The organism is Flavobacterium sp. 120, assembly GCF_003633605.1.
GTDB lineage: Bacteria > Bacteroidota > Bacteroidia > Flavobacteriales > Flavobacteriaceae > Flavobacterium > Flavobacterium algoritolerans.
Genome location: NZ_RBKZ01000001.1, coordinates 1563375 through 1588606 on the forward strand (window position 1 = coordinate 1563375; position 25232 = coordinate 1588606).

The window sequence follows — 25232 nt, forward strand, 5'->3', positions numbered from 1 at the left end:
AATCTTTAAAAAGAATTTCTATTTCTGACGACTTTTTAGTACTTCAACAACATCATTTAGCTTAAATCCTTTGGCTTGCAACAATATAAGGTAATGAAAAAGCAAGTCAGCACTTTCGCTCAAAAACAAATCATCATTATCATCTTTGGCTTCAATAACCACTTCTATTGCTTCCTCTCCTACTTTCTGGGCAATTTTATTCATCCCTAATTTAAACAAGGAAGCCACATAACTTTTCTCAGAATCAGCATTCTCTCTTCGAAGTTGGATTGTATCTTCTAAATTCGAAATAAAGCCATAATCTTCTTTGTTTTCATCAGCCCAACACGTATCCGTTCCTTTGTGACATGTTGGCCCTTCTGGTTTTACCTGAATCAACAACGTATCATTATCACAGTCATTTTTGATGTCAATCAGATTTAAAAAGTTACCACTTTCCTCGCCTTTTGTCCAAAGTCTTTGCTTGGTACGACTATAAAATGTCACTTTTTTAGTATCAACCGTTTTTTGATACGCTTCGGCATTCATGAAACCCAACATCAAAACCGTTTTGGTTTCGCTGTCTTGAATGATGGCTGGAATTAATCCATCTGTATTTTTTGAGAAATCTATGTTCATATTTTTTAGTCTAAAGTTTTAAAGTCAAAAAAAAAAATTTAAATTCGTACTTCGATATTGTTATTTTTAAGGGCTGCTTTCAATGTTTTAATTTCAATTTCTTTAAAATGAAATACACTTGCGGCTAATGCTGCATCTGCTTTTCCTTCCAGAAAAGTATCTACAAAATGTTGAATGTTTCCTGCACCACCAGAAGCTATTATTGGAATATTAACTAATTCCGAAAGTTTAGCCAAAGCTTCATTAGCAAATCCGTTTTTAGTTCCGTCATTATCCATTGATGTGAATAAGATTTCACCTGCGCCGCGTTCTTCAACTTCTTTTGCCCAATCAAATAAATTCAATTCGGTAGGCACTTTCCCTCCTACTAAATGAACAATCCATTGTCCATCAATTTGTTTGGCATCAATTGCAACAACCACACATTGACTTCCAAATTTTTGTGCCAAATCATTAATCAACTGCGGATTTTTCACCGCCGATGAATTAATGGAAACTTTATCCGCTCCATTTTGCAATAAAATTTCAACATCTTCAACGGATGAAATTCCACCACCTACAGTAAACGGAATATTAATAGTTGAAGCCACTTTACGAACCAAATCAACTAAGGTTTTTCTTCTTTCTTCCGTTGCCGAAATATCCAAAAAAACCAATTCATCAGCACCTTCATCCGAATATATTTTGGCTAATTCAACCGGATCTCCCGCATCACGTAAGTCCACAAAATTAACACCTTTTACGGTTCTTCCGTTTTTTATATCGAGACAGGGAATAATTCTTTTTGTTAACATTTTTCTAAAATATAGTTTTCTAACTGTTTCAAGCTAATACGACCTTCATAGATTGCTTTCCCGATTATCGTTCCTTCACAACCCGATTCGGCCAATTTTGGTAATTCGTCAAAAGTAGAAATTCCTCCTGAAGCAATTAGTTTAATCCCTTTGGCTTCTGCCAAAATTTTAGCGTATAAATCAAAAGATGGTCCTTCAAGCATACCGTCTTTGGCAATATCCGTACAAATTACGTACTGAATTCCTTTGCTTTGATAATCTTGTATAAAAGGAATCAAGTCTTCATTAGAATCTTCTAACCAACCAGAAACAGCTACTTTTTCATTGTTAGCATCTGCTCCCAAAATGATTTTATCTGAACCATACTCCGCAATCCATTTTTCGAATAGTTCTCTATTCTTAACGGCAATACTTCCACCGGTAATTTGATTTGCACCACTTTCAAAAGCTATTTTCAAATCGGAATCCGATTTTAATCCACCCCCAAAATCAATTTTCAATTTGGTTTGTGTAGCTATTTGCTCCAGTATTTTATAATTCACAATTTGGCTCGACTTTGCTCCGTCTAAATCAACCAGATGCAAATATTCAATTCCGTGTGCTTCAAATGATTTTGCTACTTCAAGCGGATTTTCATTGTATATAATTTTGGTATTGTAATCGCCTTTTGACAAGCGAACACATTTTCCTTCTATGATATCTATTGCAGGTATTATTCTCATTGAGATTTATGATTTTTGATTAACGATTTTTGATTTCAGATTTGTTATTGCGAGGAACGAAGCAATCTCACTGACTATTCTCATTATTGTTATTGCCATTAAAATTTATAACTTCAAGAAATTAGCCAAAATTTGTTCTCCAACGTCACCACTTTTTTCTGGGTGAAATTGTGTTCCGTAGAAATTATCCTTCTGCAAAGCTGAGGCGTATTCTACTTCGTAATCAGTTGTAGCAATGGCTTCAGGGCAGTTAGGAGCATAAAAACTATGAACCAAATACATGTATTCGTTTTCATTAATTCCTTCGAATAAAGGCGATTTCAAATTATAAATTTGGTTCCAACCCATTTGTGGGACTTTTACTTTTGGCGTGAATTTGATTACATCAACATCAAAAATTCCCAAACCTTTTGTATTCCCTTCTTCTGATTTGTTGCACATCAATTGCATACCCAGACAGATTCCTAAAACGGGTTGTTTCAAGGTTGGAATCAAAGTCTCCAACCCACTTTCTAAAAGCATTTTCATTGCTGAACTTGCTTCTCCAACACCAGGAAAAATAACTTTATCGGTTGCTTTAATTTCGTCAGGATTATTACTCAAAATGGCTTTAAATCCCAATCTTTCGATGGCAAACATAATGCTTTGAATATTTCCTGCTCCGTAATTTATGATTACTATCTTCATTTTAATTTTGTTTCAAGTTTAATGTTTAATGTTTAAAGTTGCTCGAGTCAACCTGAAACTTTAGACTTTAAACAATTTTACAACATTCCTTTCGTGCTAGGCAAAATCATCTTCTCCGTATCACGTTTTACGGCTACTTTTATTGCTTTTGCAAAAGCTTTAAAAATCGCTTCAATCTTGTGATGTTCGTTAGTTCCTTCCGCTTTGATATTAATGTTGGCTTTAGCACCATCAGAGAACGATTTGAAGAAATGATAAAACATCTCTGTCGGCATTTTTCCAACCATTTCTCGCTTGAATTCGGTTTCCCAAACCAACCAGTTTCTACCTCCAAAATCAATCGCCACTTGCGCTAAACAGTCGTCCATTGGTAAACAAAAACCGTAACGTTCAATACCTAATTTATTTCCTAATGCTTTCGCAAAAACTTCTCCTAAAGCAATCGCTGTATCTTCGATAGTATGGTGTTCATCAACTTCTAAATCACCTTTCACAAGGATTTCCAAGTCCATTTGTCCGTGACGTGCAATTTGGTCGAGCATGTGGTCAAAAAAGGCAATCCCTGTTTCGATTTTACTTTTCCCAGTTCCGTCAAGGTTTAAGTTGATGAAAATATCCGTTTCGTTTGTTTTTCTTTCAATAGAAGCGGAACGTTCTTCTAGTTTCAAAAACTCATAAATTACTTTCCAATCTGTCGTTTGTAAAGCAATGACAGAATCCAAAGCTGACCTTTTTGAAGTAATTTCATCACTTCCCAAACCTTCGTCCGTGTTGATAAAAATGGCTTTTGAACCTAAGTTTTTTGCCAATTCAACATCCGTTATTCTGTCTCCAATTACGAATGAATTTGCTAAATCATATTCCGGATTATCAATATATTTTGTCAACAAACCAGTTGCAGGTTTGCGAGTTGGTGCATTTTCGTGCGGAAATGTTTTGTCAATTAATACTTCTTTGAAAACAACGCCTTCATTTTCAAAAGCTTTCATGATTAAATTATGAACGGGCCAAAAGTTAATTTCCGGATGAGAATCAGTTCCCAAACCATCTTGATTCGTAACCATTACCAATTCGAAATCTAGTTCCAAAGCAATTTTTCCAAGGAATTGAAACGCTTTAGGATAAAATTCCAGTTTTTCGAAACTGTCTAATTGGTAATCATTTGGTTCCAAAACCATTGTTCCATCACGATCTATAAAAAGTATTTTTTTCATTAAAAAAAGTTTAAAGTTTAAGGTTTAAAGTTGTTTTAACACCTCAATTAATTTCATATTTTCTTGTTCTGTTCCAACGGTCAGACGCAAACAATTATCGCATAACGGTTGGGTGGTTCTGTTTCTAATTACAATTCCTTTTGCAATCAATTCATCGTATCTTTTATTGGCGTCATCCACTTTTACCAAAATAAAATTAGCTTCCGTAGGATAGATTTTTTCGACAAAATTTACATTAAGTAAAACTTTAAGTAACGCAGATCTTTGTGTTATTATAGATTGAATTTCCGATTTTATTTTATCTTTATCATCTAATCGTTCTAAAGCTCTTTTTTGAGTCAATTCGTTTACATTATACGGAGGTTTAATTTTGTTTAAAACCGAAATTACCTCCGCAGATGCGTAACAAATTCCTAATCTAATTCCAGCCAAACCATACGCTTTTGATAGCGTCTGAGTAATGACCAAATTTGGATATTCATCTAATTCGTTAATCCAACTTTCCTTTTTAGAAAAGTCAATATACGCTTCATCAATAACAACTAAACCTTTAAAATTTTGCAAAAGTGACACTACACTTTCATCCGAAAATGAATTTCCGGTTGGGTTATTTGGAGAACACAAAAAGATTATTTTAGTATTCTCATTAACCGCTTCCATGATTTTCTCAATTTGTGGTTGAAAGTCTTCAGAAAGTAAAATTTCTTTATTTTCTACGGCATTAATATTAGCCAAAACGCCATACATTCCGTATGTAGGTGGCAAAGTGATTACATTGTCCGTTTTTGGTTCACAAAAAGCTCTGAATAACAAATCCAGCACTTCATCACTACCGTTACCCAGTAAAATTTGATTCGTTTTGACATTTTTTTGTTTTGCCAAAATCCCTTTTACACTCATTTGTTGTGGATCTGGGTACCTGTTCACCCCATTTTCAAATGGATTTTCATTAGCATCCAGAAAAATCATATCTGCAGTGTCAAAATCCTCAAATTCATCTCGTGCGGAAGAATAGGGTTTTAATTGCTTAACGTTTGCTCTAACTATAGTATTTATATCAAAATTATTTTCCATCTTCAATCGCTTTTAATCGTAATGTAACTGCATTTTTGTGTGCTTGTAAGCCTTCTGCTTCTGCCATGATTTCGATGGCTTTACCGATATTTTGTATTCCTTTTTGAGAAATTTTTTGAAAAGTCATTGCTTTGGTGAAACTGTCTAAATTTACTCCGCTGTAATTCTTCGCATAACCGTTGGTTGGCAACGTATGGTTGGTACCTGAAGCATAATCTCCAGCACTTTCAGGAGTATAATTTCCAATGAATACTGAACCTGCATTTTGAACGCCATTGCTGTAAAAATCATCAAATTCTGAGCAAATGATAAAGTGCTCCGGTCCGTATTCATTGATTAATTCCAAGGCAATTTTATCGTTTTCAACAAAAATTAATTTAGAATTCGCAATGGCTTTTTCAGCAATGGTTTTCCTTGGAAGAAGTTCCATTTGTATTTGGATTTCATCTTCAACAGCATCAATTAATTTTTTAGAAGTAGTGACCAAAATAACTTGGCTATCCGCTCCATGTTCTGCTTGAGACAATAAATCCGAAGCTATAAAAGCAGGAACAGCAGTATCATCAGCAACAATCAATAATTCTGATGGACCGGCAGGCATATCGATTGCCACGCTAAATTGTGTTGCTAATTGTTTAGCCACAGTCACAAATTGATTTCCGGGACCAAATATTTTATACACTTTCGGAATTGTTTCCGTTCCAAAAGTCATTCCTGCAATAGCCTGAATTCCTCCTACTTTCAAAATTTTAGTCACACCACATAAATTGGCAGCATATAGAATAGCGGGATTTATATTTCCGTTTTTATCCGGAGGAGAACATAAAACAATTTCACTACAACCAGCAATCTCTGCAGGAACAGCAAGCATTAAAACAGTAGAAAATAATGGAGCAGTTCCTCCAGGAATATACAATCCTATCTTTTGAATAGGTCTTTTTTCCTGCCAGCAGTTAACTCCTTCAATTGTTTCTACAGCAACTCTATCTGTTTTTTGAGCTGTATGAAATTTTTTAATATTTGATTTTGCAAGTGAAATTGCGTCTTTTAATTCGGTAGAAATGGACGCAATTGCTTGGTCTATTTCAGCTTTAGTAACTTCGATTGTATCTATTTTGGCACCATCAAAAAGCGACGTATATTTTGCTACGGCAGCATCGCCTTTCTTTTGTACTTCCTTAAAAATTTCTTTCACAGTCGCTTCAATATCATCGATAGTTTTTGTGGGTCTTTCTAAAATGGAAGTCCAGGTTTCTGGTTTTGGATTGTATATTTTATTCATTTTAATTGTATTCAAAGATTAAATAATTGAACTATTCCGTTTCTTAAACTCATAATTCATACGTCATAATTTAAAATTCTTACAGTACCATTTTCTCAATTGGACACACCAAAATCCCTTCGGCTCCAGCTTCTTTCAATTGATCAATCACATCCCAGAAAGTATCTTTATCGATTACAGAGTGTACGCTACTCCATCCTTCTTGTGCCAATGGCAATACGGTTAAACTTCTTAATACAGGAAGAATTTTTCCAACGGCATCAATTTTGTCATTTGGAATATTCATCAAGATATATTTCGATTTTCTTGCTCTTAAAACGGATTCAATTCTGAATTTTAAAGTATCGATTATTTTTTGGGATTCAGGACTTACTTTTGGAGAAACAGCTAAAACCGCTTCACTTTTAAAAATAACTTCAACTTCTTTTAAATTGTTTTTAAACAAAGTACTCCCGCTAGATACAATATCAACAATAGCATCGGCTAAACCAATGTTTGGTGCTATTTCTACCGAACCTGATATCTGGTGAATATCGACTGTTACCCCTTTAGAATTGAAAAAATCAAGAACTGTTTTTGGGTAAGAAGTGGCAATTCGCATACCATCTAAATCTTGAACTGATTTGTAATTAAATGCTTTTGGCACAGCAACGGATACTTTACATTTTGAAAAACCTAATTTTTGAATTACTTCAATATTATTTCCTTTTTCAACTAATAAATTATCGCCAACAATAGCAATATCTACAACTCCATCTATTAGATATTGAGGAATATCAGAATTTCTTAAATATAAAACCTCTAAAGGAAAATTAGATGCTTCTGCTTTTAATTGGTCGATACCATTATCGATTGAAATACCTGCATCTTTAAGAATTTGAATGCTGTCTTCGTTTAAACGTCCTGATTTTTGAATTGCAATTTTTAATGTACTCATTTTTTGTCTTTTTTGTTTTTGTTTAAAATATTTTGATTGAGTACAAATATTGGGTAATAAAAAACCCGTTTGATGTACTCAAACGGGTTTTTAGAATATGATGATTTACACACATACCATTAACACATCGCTTGAGAGCAATAATGAAAATGATGATGATGCAATTGATTTGTAAACATTTTTGTGTTTGTTTTATTTTAAAATTCTTTTGCAAATATAAGAGATAAAATATTTAAAAAGCAATTTTTATTTTAACTTAAAGATATGAAATTGTTACAAATTACTTTTTATCTATTATTTTATTCGGTTCATTTTCAACAGAATTTGTATCGCTTGTTACTGTAGTACCGTTGTCTTCCCTGATTTCAGTATGACGAATTTCACCACCGGAAGTCCCAACGTTTATTGATATAACTCCAGCAATTAAAGCTAAAACAAGCGTAATAAATGAAAATATTTTAGCCAGTCGGAACTTTTTTATGGCAGCTACTAATGAAATCAATGCAAAAACTCCGGTTGCATAAAGTACTAATGCAAATTTCTCTGCCAGTTCTTCATGTTCATGGATAATTGCTTTTCCAATGTTTGGAAAATCTTCAACCATTTCCTCCGCTCCTTCACCAGTTCCCATACTGAGCGCTCCAAAAATTGCTGCAATTATAAATAATATATAAGCAGTATTTTTAACGGAACCGTTATTTAAAAATATCCCTGCAATTAAAATTCCAATTCCAAAAATGGTTCCGATTATTGGAAAATGGTTTACAACCATATGTAAATGAGCGTCATTCATAATTTTTTTATTTAAAGTTTACTGTTTTAAAGCTGAATTATTTGAACAAATTATTTTTATCCCGCGAGTGAAACTCCAATTAAAGAGCCAATGCCATAAGTCACCGCTGCTGCTACTAATCCAAAAGAAACTTGTCTAAATCCAGAAAATAGAACGCTTTTCCCTGTCAATAAAGTAATTGCGGCACCTATTCCAAAAAGCCCGACAACACTGCTTCCTACACTCAATAGAATGGCATTCTTCCCATTTAAAAACATAAAAGGATATAACGGAATAATGGCTCCAATAGCAAAAAGTACAAACGAAGCTGTTGCTGCTTCCCAGGCTGATCCTCCTAATTCTTCTTTATCAATTCCCAGTTCTTCTGTGATGATAGCATCAATTGCCGTTTCAGGATTTTCAAATGCTTTATCCGCCAGTTTTTGTGCTTCAACAGCATTCATTCCTTTGGCTTGGTAAAGCAATACTAATTCTTTTTTTTCTTCTTCGGGAGAAGCTTCTAATTCTTCTGTTTCCAAATCAATTTGGCGCTGGTTTAATTCTCGAGAACTTTGTACCGAAAGCCATTCGCCCAAAGCCATTGAAATTGCTCCTGCCAAAAGCCCTGCAATACCGGTTAATAATATCGTATTATTAGAAACAGCCGCTCCGGCAACTCCCATTACTAAACTCATATTAGAAACCAATCCGTCATTTGAACCTAAAACGGCTGCACGCAATGCATTTCCGCCTACTGATTTATGACGACTTTCAAATTTGGACAAAAAGCCACCCGAAACATTCAAAGCAGCATTATTGTTTACTGCTTCAATAATATTAAGATGATTGTGCTCAAAACCTGTTGGCTTTTCTCCGCTTTTAATCTTATTTTTAATTGAATTTACCGCAAACTGTTTTTCTATACTTGAAAGGTTGCTGATTATAGAACTGTAACCAAAAATTTTACCCAACTTCAATTGAAATTTTGCTCTGGAGGAAGGTGAAGGCATTTTGTAATTTGGTTCAAAAGTCAACACTTTATCAAACATATGTTTCGCGTGTCCTTTTTCAATTTCACCCAAACTCAATAATACTCTTTTAAGATTATCCTCAGATTGAATGGCAGCAATGCTATCATACAAAAAAGCCGTATCAACCTCTGTTTGCAACTGATCTTTTAGTTTATTCAAGTCCATTTTTATTTGCTTTTTATTAATTAGCCAAATCAAAAACACCTTTTGTTAAAATCCTTGAAGAAGCATTAATTATAGTATTTGGAAGTATTTCAATGAATTTTTCAGATTTCTCGCCTACCGTAACGCTTACTTTCTTGAATGAATATCCGTTTTTTTCATTCTCCAATAAAAGTACGAAATTTTTGTTATTCTCTGTCAATACGGCTTCCGAAGGAACCGCTAAACCTTTTTTAGAATCAATAATAATTTCAGCCTCAACAAACATTCCTGTTAATAGCTTTTGCTTAATCATATCGTATAAATGTCCATGAATATTAATCGTTCTGTCGTTTCCTTCTATTGATTTTCCAACCAAATGTACTTCAGCATTAAAAACATCTTTTGTTGCTTCAGGAACTTTAAAAAGAATCTTTTGTCCTATTTTCACATTCAAAATATCTTTTTCAAAAACGGCCAGTTCTAAATGCAAGTGATCCGTATCGACAATTTCTAAAATCACATCCGAAGGCGCTACATACATTCCCACATTCGCATTCATAATCACAATATCGCCAGTTATAGGAGAAAAAATAGTGATTGTTGAAGTCAAATTTCCTTTCTCTACATTTTTCGGATTAATGTTCAAAAGCACTAATTTGGCGCGCAAGCTTTGATGCATTGCTTTGGCTCTTTTATAGTCACTTTCCGCTTTTAGGTAGTTTTTTTGAGAAGTGATTTTTTCATCATACAGCGTTTTTTGTCTGTCATATTCGGATTTCAAGAAATTAAGCTGCTCCGCCACTTCCATATAATCTTTTTGAATATCAAGAAATTCTGTGTTTTGTAACGTTAACAAAGCTTGTCCTTTTGTGACTTTATTTCCAACCAAAAGCGTAGTAGATTTTACATAACCGCCCATAAAAGTGTTCACTTTAGCGCGGTTTTGTGGTGGTACATCAATTTTTCCCGATGCTTTTACCGTTACATCAAAATCTTGTTCTGTTGGACTTGCAATCTCCATTCCCGAAGATTTAAATTGAGCGGAAGTTACGGTAATCAAACCGTTGTCTTTTTGTGTTACTTCTTCAGTTTTTGACTCTTTACAGGAGAATAGAACAAGAGATAAAATAGCTATATATAGTATTTTTTTCATTTTTAGCGGATTAAAAATTAAGGTATTGTAAATCTAATTGGCTTTGATTGAATTGCAAAATAGTGTCTAAATAGTCCACTTGGATGGTCGTAGCATTTTCTAAACTTTGAATGTATTGGAAAAAATCTATTTCGCCATGTTTGTAGCTATTGTTTCCTACTTTTATAATCTCATCCGATAATTTTTTACCGTACAGATTGTAGTAATTTATCGCTTCCTGATGTTTGGCTAATTCGTTCTTTTTTTGATTAATGTACTTCTCTATTTTTACTTCCTCATTTTGCTTTTGTTGTTCCCAACTTTGTAATTCAAGTTGTGCAACTTTACTTTTAGCAACTTGTCCCGAGAATAAAATCGGTACTGCTAAACCAACTTGAAAACCATACAACGACTGTGATAAACCGTTATTTCTTCCTTGAAAATAGTCTAAGTTAATATCTGGTAACCAATGCTTTTTTTGTAAGTTTATTTGATTTTTATAATTTTTAGTAACACTTTCTAAATAAGTAGTATAAGTTGTTTTACTTATCTCATCAGTAAAAGTATTTAACGGTGTAATTGTATTGCTTTTTATTGCTATTATTTCATCGTTTTGAAGCAAGGATTGTAGCAGTTCATATTGTGCTTTTTTATCATTTTCTATTTGGGAAAGCTTCGTTCTTATTTGTCTGAATTTAGCTTGAGCTGTAATTTTTTCCAAATAATTAGTTTCTCCTAATTCAAATCGTCTATCGCTTGCTTTAGAGAAATTTTGGTACAAACTATCTAAATAATGATACAGTTTTTCTTGATGTTGTAAATAAACAATGTGCTGATACGATTTAGAAACAGCTAAAGAAAGTTTGTTTTTTTGAATATCAAAATTGGCTTTTTCTTTTTCATATTCGGAGGAATAGACTTTTTTCTGCGCTCCGTAAACCGTTGGAAAAGAAAAGCGTTGCTGTACGCCAAAAACTCGTAAAGGTTCGTTATTGAGTGCCAAATTATTTTGATCGTAACTGTAATAAATATTGGTTTTGTCAAAAGTATTTGCCGTTTTAATATTGGCTTTTGTTTTATCCACTTGCAATTGAGCCGCTTTAATTCCTTTATTATTTTGAATTGCTTTAGCCAATAAACTATCCAATTCCGGGTTAGCATTTTGTGAAAAAGCCAACGAAGAACTCAACAATAACAAAATGATATAAGTGGAACTTTGATGTTTCTTGAACTTCGCTTTTTTAAACGCCGCACTATCAAAAACTTTATATAAAATAGGCAAGACTATCATCGTTAAAACAGTTGCCGTAAACAATCCGCCAATGACTACCGTTGCTAATGGTCGTTGCACTTCTGCCCCAGCCGAGGATGAAATTGCCATTGGTAAAAATCCTAATGCAGCTGCCGAAGCGGTTAATAAAACCGGACGTAATCTGTCAGTAGTTCCTTTTAAAATCAATGCATCGATATCTTTCATGCCTTGCTGTTTGAGTTCTTTAAAATGTTCGATTAGTACAATTCCGTTTAATACTGCAATTCCGAAAAGTGCAATGAATCCAACGCCTGCCGAAATACTGAACGGCAAATCTCTCATCCATAAAAACAAAACACCGCCAACTGCAGATAAAGGAATCGCTGAATAGACCATTAAGGCTTCTTTTACGGAACCAAATGCAAAATACAAAAGGATAAAAATCAAAAATAAAGCGATTGGAACTGCAATCATCAAGCGGGCTTTTGCACTTTGTAAATTCTCGAATTGTCCGCCGTATTTCACATAATATCCAGATGGTAATTTTATTTGATTGTCTACAATTTTTTGGATATCGGTAACCACACTTTGCAAATCTCGGTTGCGAACATTGATTCCCACTACAATTCTTCTGTTGGTATTGTCTCTAGAAATTTTTGCTGGGCCTTCGGTATATTCGATAGAAGCCAATTCGCTCAACGGAATTTGTTCTCCGTTTGGCGTTGGCACATATAAATTACGTAAATCTTCAATATCGTGACGGTTTGCTTGATCCAAACGAATCACCATATCAAAACGTTTCTCGCCTTCAAAAACATTTCCAACGGTTTTTCCGGCAAAGCCAAGAGCAATCATTTCGTTCAAATCAGAAATATTCAAACCATAGCGGGCAATTTTAGAACGATCATAAACGACAGACATTTGTGGCAAACCTTCTGTTTTTTCGATTATAATATCCGAAGCACCTTCTACTTTTGCAATAGCATTTTTGATTTCATGCGCTTTTTGTGCCAAAATATCTAAGTCTTCGCCAAAAACTTTAACCGCCACATCAGATCGCGTTCCAGAAATTAATTCGTTGAAACGCATTTCAATAGGCTGTGTAAATTCGATTTCCATATTCGGAATTTCTTTTTCCAATGCTACTTTTATTTTGTCTGCCAATTCATCTTTGGTCGAAGCTGAAGTCCATTCCGATTTGGGTTTTAATTTTACAATAACATCGCTTTCTTCCATAGACATTGGGTCTGTAGGCACTTCGGCAGCTCCAATTCTACTGACAACCTGTGTGACTTCCGGGAAATTTTTAAGGATTATTTTCTCGATTTTGGTCGTTATCGCTATTGTTTTTGTCAAAGAAGTTCCTGTTTTTAAAACCGGCTGAATCACAAAATCACCTTCGTCAAGCGTAGGAATAAATTCTCCTCCCATCGTTGCAAATAATACAATGGCCAGCAATAATAATCCTAATGCGCCATACAATACTTTTTTGGTATTGCTTATTGCCCAAGTGATTATGGGTAAATACCAAGAATTGAGTATGTGGATTAATCTACTGGATAATGAATTTGGATTTTCTTCTTTTGGTTTTAAAAATAAAGAAGAAATTACTGGAACATACGTAAAACAGAAAATCATCGCACCCAATAATGCAAAACTAAAGGTCATTGCCATTGGTTTGAACATTTTACCTTCGATTCCGGATAATGATAGAATAGGAATAAAAACAATCAGAATAATCAATTGGCCAAAAATAGCCGAATTCATCATTTTGGAAGCACTTTTATACGTGATTTGGTCAATTTCTAACTGACGTTCTTCCTTGCTGAGATTTACTAAATGAGCTGATTTACTGGCTATTTGAAAAGCAATAAACTCGACAATAATTACGGCGCCATCGATGATAATTCCAAAATCAATAGCTCCTAAACTCATTAAATTGGCATCGATACCAAAAATGTTCATGAATGAAATAGCAAACAATAAACACAACGGAATTACGGAAGCAACAACCAATCCCGAACGCCAGTTTCCTAACAATAAAACCACGACAAAAATCACAATTAAACATCCTAAAATCAAGTTTTCGGCAACGGTAAAAGTAGTTTTTCCTACCAATTCACTTCGTTCCAAAAAGCCATTGATGTACACACCTTCAGGTAGAGATTTTTCTATTTCAATCACTCGGTCTTTAACATCGCTGATGACTTGTTTCGAATTTCCTCCTTTGAGCATCATGACTTGTCCCAAAACTTTTTCACCTTCACCATTGCCAGTGATTGCTCCAAAACGATTGGCATGACCAAACCGAACTTGCGCTACATTCTTGATATAAACCGGTAATCCATTAGTATTTTTAACAACTATGTTTCCAATATCTTCCAGCGAATTGACTTTTCCTTCACCCCTGATAAAATAACTTTGATTTACTTTTTCGATGTATGCTCCACCGGCAATACTGTTGTTTTTCTCCAGTGCTGTAAAAACATCCGCAGTAGTGATGTTCATGGCTTTCAAACTCGAAGGATTAATAGCAATTTCATATTGTTTCAAAAAACCGCCCCAAGTATTAATTTCTACAACACCTTTTATTCCTGATAGTTGTCGTTTTACCACCCAATCTTGTATCGTACGCAAATCAGTTACTGAATAATTATTCTTAAACTCTGGTTTAACTTCTAAAGTGTACTGGTAGATTTCTCCAAGTCCAGTAGTAATCGGACCCATTTCCGGGGTTCCAAAACCTTGCGGAATTTTCTCGGAAGCCGTTTTTATTTTTTCTGCAATAAGTTGTCTTGGAAGATACGTTCCAAGATTTTCATCAAAAACAATCGTGACTACGGATAAACCAAATTTTGAAATAGAACGAATTTCTTTGACCCCAGGCAAATTGGCCATTTCAATTTCTACAGGATACGTGATAAACTGTTCAATATCTTGTGTAGAAAGGTTACGAGAAGTTGTGATTACCTGAACTTGGTTATTTGTAACGTCTGGAACTGCTCCAATGGATATTTGGAAAACAGAAAACAAACCAAATCCGAAAACTCCCAAAGTAAAGAGTAAGATAATCAGTTTGTTTTTTAAACTAAAAGCAATAATTTTTTCGAGCATTTTTACCTTAATTTGTTTTTTACAAATCTAAGATTTAAAGATAAGGATTTACTTAAGAATTACTTAAGGTCTGCTTCAAATAAACTTAATACCACTCGTGTTCCTATGTTTTCTTCACTGGTAATTGCAATATCAATAGTAAGCAACGAACAGAGTCTTTTTACAATAGACAAGCCCAATCCAGTTCCTTTTATTTCAGGGTGTGCATTCGATTGTGAACGATAAAATTGATTGAAAATATTCTCTAAGTCATCCGCAGGAATTCCTATCCCAGAATCAATGATATGGCATTCAATTCTAGACGCTACACTTTTTATATGTACCGTTAAATTCCCGTTTTGATTTGAATATTTCAATGCATTAGAAATCAAATTATTAACAATAATTAAAAATAGATAACTATCTGTTTCTATGTAATAATCTCTCGAAAATTGTGTAGTGATAGTAATGTTTTTAGACTGAATCGCAGTAGAGTTTCTGGCAATAGTATCTAAAAATATAGCGTTCAAATAGACTTTTTCTATTTTTAAACTTTGTTTTTGATTTTCAAATCGGGCCAATAAAAGCAACTGATCAACCAAATGATTCAACCGATCGACTTCGGTTACACAAAAATTAATTTTTTCTTCATATTCAGCAGGATTTCGAGGTTTTCGAATCAAAACTTCCAATGTTCCTTTGATAACCGTTAAAGGCGTTCTTAATTCATGCGATGCATCCGAGGTAAATTGTTTTTCTCTTTCTATAGCAGTTTCAATTCTATCTAATAAATTATTTATGGTTTGAGACAGAATATACAATTCGTCACGGTTTTGTGGTAATGGAATTCTGGATGTCAGATTGTCTTTAGTAATAATATTAGAAGTCGTAATTATGGAACTAATAGGTTTTATGCTCCTTCCCGCAATAAATCGTGCTATAAAGAAAAGTACCATTAGAATTAAAGGATAAACAATTAGCAAGACCTCAAATAAATTATTAAGTACCATCGTAGCATCTTCTAAGGACATTGCAATTATGATGTACCCAATAATTTTTGTTTTTTGATAAATGGGAACCTGAATTTGTCGAATAGAATTATCGGCTAATTTTGTATCAAAGAGCTTGTTCTCCGCATTATTTTCATTGAAGATAAGAGAAGATTTTTTGAGATTAGGCGATTTTTCAATCACATTTCTATTTTCATCCACAAACTGAATAAATACAGGATTTACATCCAGCGTATTGTGTTCCCGTTCTTTCCATTCTTCTTTATGAATTAAATGAAAAGTGTTGCCTACAATTTCAATTTCGGATAGATGTTTATCAACTTCACTGGTAATATCATTATTCACATGACTGTAAACACTGAATTTAACAATAGAATAGATGATAAAGAAAACTACAAAAATCAATAAAGCTGTAGTCACTATATAATGGGAGGCAATTCTATTTTTAAAGGAAAGTTGTTGCATTTTTATTTAGTCATTAGCGATGTAACCTACACCGCGAACTGTTTTTATGTAGTCTTGTTCAATTTTTAAATTTAATTTTTTACGAATTGCATTCATAAAAACATCAATCACACCCGTATCATATTCAAAATGAATGTCCCAAACATCCTCGATAATTTGGGTTCTGGTGCATACTTTGCCTTTATTTTTGACCAAATACGTCAATAAATCAAATTCACGTTGAGTCAAATTCACTTCAGTATCACTCACTAAAACACGATGTTTGGCAATATCAATTTCTATCGTTCCAAGTTTTAGAATTTGATTCTCATTTTGGTTTCTAAAATGAATTTTGATGCGTTCCAGTAATTCATCAAAACTAAATGGTTTTTTGATATAATCATTGGCACCCGCTTTCAAACCTTCAATTGTTTCTTGCACCGTATCTTTGGCCGTCAAAAATAAGATTGGCGTATGACTGTTTTTCAACCGAATGGATTTACAAAGTTCCAGTCCTGTCATTTTTGGCAACATCCAATCTAATAAAATCAGATCAAAATTGTTCTTTTGAGTGAGTTCAAACCCTTTTAAACCATCCGAAGCACTGGTGATTGTATATCCTTCTTCTTCTAATCCTTGTTGAAGAAATTGAACAATTCCCGCTTCATCTTCCACGATTAATATGTGCATGATTGTATAAATTTAGGCTTTTATTGCATTACAAATTTAAAGGCAATTGTACCAATATTAGCATTTAAATTGTCACTTCTTTCATAATGATTGAATCTAAAATCAATATTTTTCAAACCAAATTTCCAAATTTTTGCACCTGTGAAAATATCAGTATAATTGATTCCAAAACCATATTGATTCGCATCAAATGTAGCCAAATCAGCATCAGAGGTATAATATCTTTCTGTTGATAAATGGGTTTCATAAGGCGCATAATATTTTGAAGCCGTTTGGGTGTAATAGCGATACATTGGGAAAACGGTAAACCTATCAGATAATTTTATAGGAAGCTCAATCGTTGCGGTATGCGATTGAATATCCCAATTATCGGAATAAAAACGGTAATAGGTTCGCAATATAAATCGCTCGTTGATGTAATAATTCAAACGTGCTCCAACAGGGATTTTAAATCGGGAATCCGGTAATCTTTCGATATCATCAGCCAGTTTATAAACTCCGGTATTCGTTGAACTTTCGTAAGTATTAATATATTGTGCCTGACCGATGTAATAATTAGCTTTATCTGCAAAATAAATGCGGTGATACGGTGAAGACAATAATCCTTGTTGCTGTAGAATATCGAAGAAGATTGAAAACTGTAGTTTTTTGGTTAAAACCTGAGAGAAACCAACAGAAGCCGAATAAGAGTTTCTATTTACGCCACTTACCGTTTGAAATGCTGAAGGCAAATAATTTGTTGTAGCTTGACCATTTTGATCCAAAACCGATACGCCATTAAAATAGCCTTGATTTAAAAAATTAGCACCATATTTTGAATATTCATGGAGTTCTGTTGGATAAATAGGTCTCCATTGATCCAGATATACATTGGCTTTCAAACTTAACTCAGTGTTTTTTTCATTAAAAAGAGTTGCAATTCCTCCTCCAAAACCAACCGAAGTATAATCATACTCATTTGAAAACGAAACATCAGTATTCCAAATAAAATTTCTGGAATCGCTGCTATGACTATAATTGGCAACAATTGACACTAATTGATCACTTTTGGAAGCACCTGATGAAGCTTGCCAAGGAGTTCCACTAGGCGTTGGAGCCGCTATCCTGTCATCATCACCGCCAGACGCTCCAGTGGCATTGAATGGATTTATATTACTCGACGAAGCCGATGAATAGGCTGATATTCCCAAATCAATGGTTAAAACATCATCATCATTTAATGGCATCGCTACCACAATATTCGAAGCAACATCTGTTAATTTTTCAGAACCTAAACCTCCTGAAACAGCTGATTTTGAACCGTCCTGATTGTAATAACTGGTTAAAAAATCGACTTCAGTACTTTCTAAAACTCGTTTTTTAAATGCTGGCGCAGTAGTTTTGTCTTGCGAAAAGGCAATGCTGCTGATTAATACTAAAAGAAATAAAAATTTTATTTTCATTGTATAGAAATTACTATTTACTATCTAAATTGTTGTTTTGTAAATTAGTTGCAACCGCAACCACCACCTGATTTACCACCATTGGCCCCAGCAGCTGCCTCACGATATACTTGAAAAGAAGTTTCATATCGCTCTGCAGTTCTTGCCGTTAGTTTCATGTCAGGATCATTTATTTTTTCTTTTTCGTATTCTTTTACTGAACTACAGGATTGTAAAATCAGCATTACAAAAAACAAAACCGTTATTGTCTTTATCATTTTGAATGTCTTTTATTAATTATATTTTTTGATATCAATTCCTTTTGACGAATGGATTTTACCTTTGTCATCAACAATAATACATTCAATCCCTTTAAGCTGATTGACTAAATCCAACCCTACTTCTACCCCGAGAACAAAAATTCCAGTAGCCAAAGCATCAGCTATTTCCGTTTGCTTTGCAAAAACAGATACACTCACCACGCCAGTTGCCGGATAACCCGTTCTGGGATCTATAATATGCGAGTAGCGAATTCCATTAAAAATAACATACTTTTCATAACTTCCCGAAGTTTCTACAGCGCTGTCTTCTAATGGAAATGTGGCAAAAACTTTATTTTTATTCAAAGGATTTACAATTCCCACATTCCAAGGTTTCCCATCGGGTTGTTTTCCCCAGGCATTAATATCTCCCGAAACATTTACAATTCCTGAAATACAGCCTTTTGAAACCAATAAATCTTTCACTTTATCAGCAATATAGCCTTGACCAATTCCGCCCAAACCTAATTTCATTCCTTCTAATTTCAGGAAAATGGTTTGTTCTTTTTTGTTTATAATAATATTTCTGTATCCAATTTTTACAACTGATTTTTTTATGGCTTCTTCTGTCGGCATTACTTTCATCGAACCGTCAAATTTCCATATTTTATCCATGGAAGCATACGAAATATCAAAGGCACCATCTGTAATTTGGGAAATTTTAATGGCTCTTTCGACCAATTCCAAAACTTCAGTATCCACTTTTACAGGTTTAATTCCTGCATTACGGTTGATTTCTGAAACTTGTGTAGTCGGAATCCAATCAGAAATTAAATTCTCTATGCGTTTTACTTCGGCTACAGCCAAATCTATATATTCATTGGATTTTATAGTATCGTTTGCGACAGCTGTAATCTCAAACGGACTTCCTAACATCGACAACTTTCTTTTATGGGCGACTTGACCAACGGAAATGAAGGTTGTCAATACTAAACATAGGGAAATTATGCTCTTCATCATTTTTCAAACGAATGGATTAATTTGATATAATCAGCTGGAGAAAGATTTTTGAAACCTGTAATGCCTAACACATTCCCAGTTTTGTCCAAAAGCAACACTAATGGAAAATTTCCTGATTTATTATATTTTTCTGCTAATTTTTTATTGCTCTCCATTAACTCTGGTACAAGTTGATTTGCTTTCTTCTTTGGAAAATCAGCTTTATAAATAACCCATTTTTGGTCGGCTTCCTTTTTAAATTCTTCAGATTTCCAAATAGTGTTTTCTAATTTAATGCATGGAGCACACCAATCTGATCCTGAAAATACAAGAAGGATGTTTTTATCTTCTGAAAGTGACTGCGCTTTTGCTTCTTCAAAATTGGATTTCCAGTTTTGAGAATATCCTAACGTTCCTATAAAAAGAAACAAGAACATAACCTGTTTTTTCATCTTTTAAATCTGTTTTTAATACTGTAAAAGTATTTATTTCTAGTGAAGTATAGTTTTCTGACAGTGAAAATTAAGACAGAATTAATTTAACGACTTTTTACAGATATACATCATTCTTTATTTATTGGACTAAACAATAACGGTCAAAGTTGTTCCAGATAATGTAGTCTGATATTGTTTTAAATTAGATGGCGCAGGTCCGGAAATTACGGTGCCAGTACTTGTAAACTGAGAATTATGCCTTGGACAAACAAATACATTCCCTGACTTATCATAACCAAGCGTTACACCTTCGTGAGTACAAGAAGACGATACAGCCAAAAAAGTTCCCGTAGTGGTCCGTGCAATGATAATCCCTTTAGTGACCTGGAAACCTCCATTTGTGGCCAAAGGTCCAGTGCTGGTATCAACTGTAAAATTACTTGTGGCGGTTGGTGTTGCTGTTGATGAACCAGAACCATCAGTATTAGAATCGTCTGAGCTACAACTCGTAGCTAAACCGGCTATACAAGCAGGCAATAAAACAGTTGCCGCTCCAAATCCTACTCTCGCAAAAAATTCTTTTCTAGTCATGATTATTTTATATTAGGTTGGTTAATATAATCACATACGCAAAAAAAATACTTATAGTTTTTTTAGAACTAACAAATAGAACTTGTATAAAGATGCAAAATATTTCAGGACTGTTTTAAAATTTCTACACTAATCATAAAATGGATTAAATCTCCTTAATCTAAGATCCTGTTTTCATAAAATATTAAGCAATTCTTAAAAAATAGCGCTAAAAATTATGTATACTTTTGTATATAAAAACAATTCTATGAATTTTCTGAAAAAGTCATCCCCTTTTTATTATTTATTACTCTTTTACATTGCCGTAAGCTTTGTTTTAAGGGTTATACTATTTTTTCATCCCATAACGCAAACATCATTTACTTGGACTGATACGCTGTCTTTATTTGTTTTTGGGTTTGTATCTGACTTTTTTATTTTTGTTTTACTTAGTGGCTTTTTATGGCTCTATCTTATTTTTATATCCAATTCTAAATATTTAAAACCGTACGGTTATATTATTTTTGTATTGCTATTAACGCTATTACTTTATGTTTCATCAGGCAAAACCATACTCAATGAATATGGCAGCGCTTTGCCCGCTATTGCAATTGGTTTTGTGGCAATAAAAACACTTTTGTTTGGATTGTTACTTTTTCTTCCAAAATACCGTGGTCAAATCAGGTTTTGGTTGTTCTCATTTGTGATTTTTCTTTATGTGGTTTTAATTTTGCAAAATGGAATCAGTGAATACTTTTTCTGGAATGAATTTGGCGTGAAATACAATTTTATTGCAGTAAATTATTTGGTTTACACCAATGAAGTTATTGGGAATATTATGGAGTCTTATCCAGTGATTCCATTGTTTTCAGTACTCTTTATAATTGCTGGATTTGTAACATATCTAATTGTAAAAAAATCAAAAAACTATATTGAAAGTATTCCTGCCTTTGTAGAAAAAATAAAATTATCGGGGATTTATTTAGCGTTATTCGCCCTTTCCTTATTTGCAATCCCATTTTTTTCTACTAAAGAAAGCTCTCATAATGTTTTTGCGAATGAACTTCAAGCAAATGGTATTTACAAATTCTACCTGGCATTTATGCACAGTGAATTGGATTATTTTAAGTTTTACAAAACACTTCCCAGTAGCGAAGCATTTGCTCAATTAAAACAACAGATTCCATCCATTTCTGGAGAAACAACTTGGAGACAAATAGAAAACGAAGCTACCGATAATCATAAAAATGTAGTGCTGATAACCATCGAAAGTTACAGCGCCGAGTTTATGAAAATGTATGGTGACGAAAAAAATATCACTCCATTTCTTGATAGTTTAGCAACCAAAAGCTTAGTTTTTACAAACCTTTATGCTGCAGGAAACAGAACGGTTCGCGGTCTTGAGGCCGTTACTTTATGTTTTCCTCCTACCGCTGGCGAAAGTGTTGTAAAACGCGAAGACAATAAAAATAAATTTTCGACAGGAAACATCTTTAAACAGAAAGGGTTTACTGTAAAATTCATGTACGGTGGTGATTCATTTTTTGATAATATGAAAGACTTTTTCACCGGAAACGGATATGAAATTGTGGACAAAACAGCATTTAAACCAAATGAAATCACTTTTGCTAATATTTGGGGTGTCTGTGATGAAGATATGTACAACAAAGCAATCAAGATAATGAATAAAGAAAGTGTTGCAAATAAGCCGTTCTTTAATCACATAATGACCGTAAGCAATCACAGACCTTTTACTTATCCAAATGGAAAAATTGATATTCCGGGAGATGTAAAATCTCGTGACGGTGGTGTAAAGTACACGGATTATGCGATGAAAAAATTCTTTGAAATGGCCAAAAAGCAGCCTTGGTTTGCCAATACCGTTTTTGTAATTCTTGCGGATCATTGCGCTTCCAGTGCAGGAAAAACAGAACTTCCAGTGGAAAAATATAGAATTCCAGCAATGATTTATAGTCCAGGTTCAAAACCCCAAAAATATACAAACCTAATGTCGCAAATAGACATTATGCCTACTTTATTCGGGTTATTAAATTTTGATTACCAAAGTAAATTTTATGGTCAGGATGTTTTAAAACCAGATTACAAACCTCGCGCTTTGATTGCAACCTATCAGGATTTAGGATTAATAAAAGATAATGTTTTAACGGTTATTTCTCCCAAACAAAAAGTAAAGCAGTTTCAATTGACTTTGAAACCCAACCAAAAAGTAGCTCGTGATTTCCAAATTCATTACGATCAAATAGTGTTGAAAAAAGAAAGGCCAGATTTAATAAACGAAACGATTTCATACTATCAAACAGCCTCGGATCTGTTGAAGAAAAAGAAATATCAAAAGATTAATTGACATAAAAAAAACGGGTGAAATTAAAATCTCACCCGTTTTTTAATTGGAAATATAGGATTACTCTCTTTCGCTTGTCAAACCAAAAAGATTTCCTTTTTCAAATGTTTTTAAATCCTTTTTTAACGTTTTGCTGTTGCGTTTTGTAAGTTCGGCAGCATCAAGATTACTTAAATCCGGTTTTCCTGCATTTACCCAAGCCGTATACCAAAAACTTGCTGTAGCTGTAATGGCTTTTTTCATTTGTTTTTCAACCATTCCATTCAAATCCGTGTGTAATTTAGCTGCATATTCATCAGAATATAACATTCCACCGTATTTGTTTTTGACAACATTTCCAGTAGCATCAGTTACATACATCTTGTTTTCAGCAGTTGCATTTCTTAGTTTTCTATCAGTTGCCAACAAAGGTTCCACTAAACTATGAGTGTCAAAAATGATATCCCAAGTTGCTTTATCTACATCCTCTAAGTATTTTCCTTGTGCAACATTCAATTTATAATCTTTAGCAAACAATTCCGGCAAACGACTTTCCCACAACGAATGAATTCCTTTTTGATTCGTATTTTGTCCATCATGATTGTCAGAAGTATGCAATGGCATGTGTGCATCTGCAATATAATGTCCTAAATCACCAGCAATGAATAATATTTCGTTTTTTCTTTTGTCCTTAAAAGCCTTGGTCAATTTGACCATCATATCTTGGATGTACCAAGGTAATATTCCGTTTTTAGTCAAAAACTTCTCATCGTATTTTAGCTTTGCTTCTTCCATTGTTTTAGGAAAAGTTTCTACAGCACCAAAATTCTCCATGTCAAAATAATGGCGAGGTGGCTCTCCTTTGTCATTCAAAACATTTCGTCTTAAATCCGGAACAGTAGATTCTTGTGTAATGAAATCAATATGATTGTAAAAAAAAGTCTGCAATGGTTTTGGAAGTGCCATTACCGCTGCTCTATTGATTCGTTCATGTCCAATAACTCCCCATGACAAGAGAAAAAAAGCAACTCCAAGAGTAGATAACGCAATAAGTGTAGGTCTGATTTTAAAATTTTTCATTAAATTTATTTTTTTGAAATGCAAATGTATTTCTTTAAATCGTTATTAGAAAAAATTGGCTTTAAGATTCTGTTAATTAAAAAAGAAAACTTACAAATATGTTTCGATAGTAAGGAAAAAGAGCCGTTTTCATGATTTACGTTTATCTACGCCATAGTTTTGTTACAGCAATTTTTAATGATACTTTCCGATTTGAATTTCATGTTATCAAACGAAAAACCTTTCATCATAAAACTATTTTAGATAAATAATCGAAATCAAAGTAGCGGTTGCAATGAAGCCCCAAAGTAAAATTCCTTGAGCCAGCGGTTTTAATCCCACTGATTTCAGAACAGTTCTATTCAATCCGGCTCCAATTAAAAACAAAGTTACCGTCAGACCTATTTTTGCAACTGAAACAAAATGCGGTCCTATGCTCTTCATTTGAGGCAGATACGTATTGGCAATCATAGCCAAAATAAACAGCCCAATAAAATATGGGATTTTTATTTCCCCCGATTTATTTTTGAAAATAAATGCCGTAATCAATGCTACAGGAATAATCCACAAAGCTCGGGCTAATTTTACTGTCGTAGCTATTTGTAAGGCTTCCGGACCATATTTACTGGCTGCTCCCACCACAGAACTGGTATCATGAATGGCAATGGCGCACCATAATCCAAATTCTTTTTGTGATAAATCCAACCAATCACCCACCGCTGGAAATAAAAACAGCGCCACCGAATTCAGAATGAATATCACTCCCAAAGCAACTGAGGTTTGTTTTTCATTTGATTTGATTACTGGGGCAATCGCGGCTATGGCACTTCCTCCGCAAATTGCAGTTCCGCAAGAAATTAAATGAGAGGTTTTCTTCTCTGTTTTTAACCATTTCCCTAAAAAAGTTCCTAAAACTAAAGTGCTCACAATAGAAATAATCGTAAACAAAAAGCCTTCTTTACCAGCAGAAACTGCACTGTGGACATTCATTCCAAATCCTAAACCAACTACTGAAAATTGTAATAAAAAATGAGTGGCTTTATGATTTAACTCTAAAAAAGGATGCCCAAAAAGGTTCGCTACAATTAATCCTAATACTAAAGCAATTGGCGGAGAAACAAAAATGGTTGTGCAAAACAATAGCAATGCAACGAAAATGAGTTGCTGCAATGTGGCATTTACTTTAAAAAAAATAAAAGATTCTTTTTGAATAAGTTTTTGATGCGTTTCCAATGTAAAGTTGTTGAATTAT

General features: G+C 33.7%; 22 protein-coding genes. 1 reads left to right on the forward strand and 21 read right to left on the reverse strand.

The window, feature by feature from the left end:
- Positions 1-18 precede the first annotated feature (18 nt).
- The 19 genes from hisIE to C8C87_RS06805 form a co-directional block, all read right to left on the reverse strand.
- Positions 19-618: a bifunctional phosphoribosyl-AMP cyclohydrolase/phosphoribosyl-ATP diphosphatase HisIE gene (gene hisIE, locus C8C87_RS06715; protein WP_121342047.1), complete on the reverse strand. Its 600-nt coding sequence runs from the start codon at positions 616-618 to the stop codon at positions 19-21.
- Positions 619-656: 38 nt separating this feature from the next.
- Positions 657-1412, reverse strand: a complete 756-nt coding sequence (hisF, locus tag C8C87_RS06720; protein ID WP_121342048.1) for an imidazole glycerol phosphate synthase subunit HisF — start codon at positions 1410-1412, stop codon at positions 657-659.
- Positions 1406-2134, reverse strand: a complete 729-nt coding sequence (hisA, locus tag C8C87_RS06725) for a 1-(5-phosphoribosyl)-5-[(5-phosphoribosylamino)methylideneamino]imidazole-4-carboxamide isomerase (RefSeq protein WP_121342049.1) — start codon at positions 2132-2134, stop codon at positions 1406-1408. Before hisA ends, hisF begins: the two co-directional genes overlap by 7 nt.
- A gap of 105 nt (positions 2135-2239) precedes the next feature.
- On the reverse strand, positions 2240-2821 hold the full coding sequence (gene hisH / locus C8C87_RS06730; protein WP_121342050.1) for an imidazole glycerol phosphate synthase subunit HisH: 582 nt from the start codon (positions 2819-2821) through the stop codon (positions 2240-2242).
- 77 nt (positions 2822-2898) lie between these two features.
- Positions 2899-4035: a bifunctional histidinol-phosphatase/imidazoleglycerol-phosphate dehydratase HisB gene (gene hisB, locus C8C87_RS06735; RefSeq protein ID WP_121342051.1), complete on the reverse strand. Its 1137-nt coding sequence runs from the start codon at positions 4033-4035 to the stop codon at positions 2899-2901.
- 24 nt (positions 4036-4059) lie between these two features.
- The gene (gene hisC / locus C8C87_RS06740; protein ID WP_121342052.1) at positions 4060-5109 is read right to left on the reverse strand and encodes a histidinol-phosphate transaminase; all 1050 of its coding nucleotides are present in this window, start codon (positions 5107-5109) and stop codon (positions 4060-4062) included.
- Entirely contained in the window at positions 5099-6391 is a 1293-nt protein-coding gene (hisD, locus tag C8C87_RS06745; protein ID WP_121342053.1) for a histidinol dehydrogenase, read from the reverse strand. The genes hisC and hisD overlap by 11 nt, the downstream gene beginning before the upstream one ends.
- 79 nt (positions 6392-6470) lie before the next feature.
- A complete protein-coding gene (gene hisG / locus C8C87_RS06750) occupies positions 6471-7328 on the reverse strand; it encodes an ATP phosphoribosyltransferase (RefSeq protein WP_099715505.1) in 858 nt (285 codons plus the stop codon).
- 280 nt (positions 7329-7608) lie between these two features.
- Positions 7609-8121: a hypothetical protein gene (locus tag C8C87_RS06755; RefSeq protein ID WP_121342054.1), complete on the reverse strand. Its 513-nt coding sequence runs from the start codon at positions 8119-8121 to the stop codon at positions 7609-7611.
- A gap of 56 nt (positions 8122-8177) precedes the next feature.
- The gene (locus C8C87_RS06760) at positions 8178-9296 is read right to left on the reverse strand and encodes a VIT1/CCC1 transporter family protein (protein ID WP_121342055.1); all 1119 of its coding nucleotides are present in this window, start codon (positions 9294-9296) and stop codon (positions 8178-8180) included.
- 16 nt (positions 9297-9312) lie between these two features.
- The gene (locus C8C87_RS06765) at positions 9313-10428 is read right to left on the reverse strand and encodes an efflux RND transporter periplasmic adaptor subunit (RefSeq protein WP_121342056.1); all 1116 of its coding nucleotides are present in this window, start codon (positions 10426-10428) and stop codon (positions 9313-9315) included.
- Between the two features lie 10 nt (positions 10429-10438).
- Positions 10439-14773 carry a CusA/CzcA family heavy metal efflux RND transporter gene (locus C8C87_RS06770; protein ID WP_121342057.1) on the reverse strand — a complete coding sequence of 1445 codons (4335 nt, stop codon included), beginning with the start codon at positions 14771-14773 and terminating at the stop codon, positions 10439-10441.
- 59 nt (positions 14774-14832) lie between these two features.
- Positions 14833-16227, reverse strand: coding sequence for a HAMP domain-containing sensor histidine kinase (locus tag C8C87_RS06775; RefSeq protein WP_121342058.1), 1395 nt, complete (start codon positions 16225-16227; stop codon positions 14833-14835).
- A 6-nt stretch (positions 16228-16233) separates the two neighbouring features.
- Complete coding sequence (locus tag C8C87_RS06780; protein ID WP_121342059.1) at positions 16234-16896, reverse strand: response regulator transcription factor; 663 nt, start codon at positions 16894-16896, stop codon at positions 16234-16236.
- A gap of 20 nt (positions 16897-16916) precedes the next feature.
- Positions 16917-18338, reverse strand: coding sequence for a DUF3570 domain-containing protein (locus tag C8C87_RS06785; RefSeq protein WP_121342060.1), 1422 nt, complete (start codon positions 18336-18338; stop codon positions 16917-16919).
- Between the two features lie 44 nt (positions 18339-18382).
- On the reverse strand, positions 18383-18595 hold the full coding sequence (locus tag C8C87_RS06790; protein WP_099715498.1) for a DUF4266 domain-containing protein: 213 nt from the start codon (positions 18593-18595) through the stop codon (positions 18383-18385).
- A gap of 15 nt (positions 18596-18610) precedes the next feature.
- Entirely contained in the window at positions 18611-19594 is a 984-nt protein-coding gene (locus C8C87_RS06795; RefSeq protein ID WP_369869864.1) for an FAD:protein FMN transferase, read from the reverse strand.
- Positions 19594-20028, reverse strand: a complete 435-nt coding sequence (locus tag C8C87_RS06800; protein ID WP_121342062.1) for a thioredoxin family protein — start codon at positions 20026-20028, stop codon at positions 19594-19596. Before C8C87_RS06800 ends, C8C87_RS06795 begins: the two co-directional genes overlap by 1 nt.
- A gap of 129 nt (positions 20029-20157) precedes the next feature.
- Positions 20158-20601, reverse strand: coding sequence for a ubiquinol-cytochrome c reductase iron-sulfur subunit (locus C8C87_RS06805; RefSeq protein ID WP_121342063.1), 444 nt, complete (start codon positions 20599-20601; stop codon positions 20158-20160).
- 247 nt (positions 20602-20848) lie between these two features.
- On the opposite strand from C8C87_RS06805, the gene C8C87_RS06810 reads away from it, so the two are divergent.
- A complete protein-coding gene (locus C8C87_RS06810) occupies positions 20849-22945 on the forward strand; it encodes an LTA synthase family protein (protein WP_121342064.1) in 2097 nt (698 codons plus the stop codon).
- Positions 22946-23002: 57 nt separating this feature from the next.
- Here C8C87_RS06810 and C8C87_RS06815 read toward each other — a convergent pair whose 3' ends face one another.
- Positions 23003-24001 (reverse strand): zinc dependent phospholipase C family protein, encoded by a 999-nt coding sequence (locus tag C8C87_RS06815; RefSeq protein WP_121342065.1) that lies wholly within the window; start codon positions 23999-24001, stop codon positions 23003-23005.
- A 234-nt stretch (positions 24002-24235) separates the two neighbouring features.
- The gene (locus C8C87_RS06820; RefSeq protein WP_121342066.1) at positions 24236-25213 is read right to left on the reverse strand and encodes a YeiH family protein; all 978 of its coding nucleotides are present in this window, start codon (positions 25211-25213) and stop codon (positions 24236-24238) included.
- Between the last annotated feature and the right edge of the window lie 19 nt (positions 25214-25232).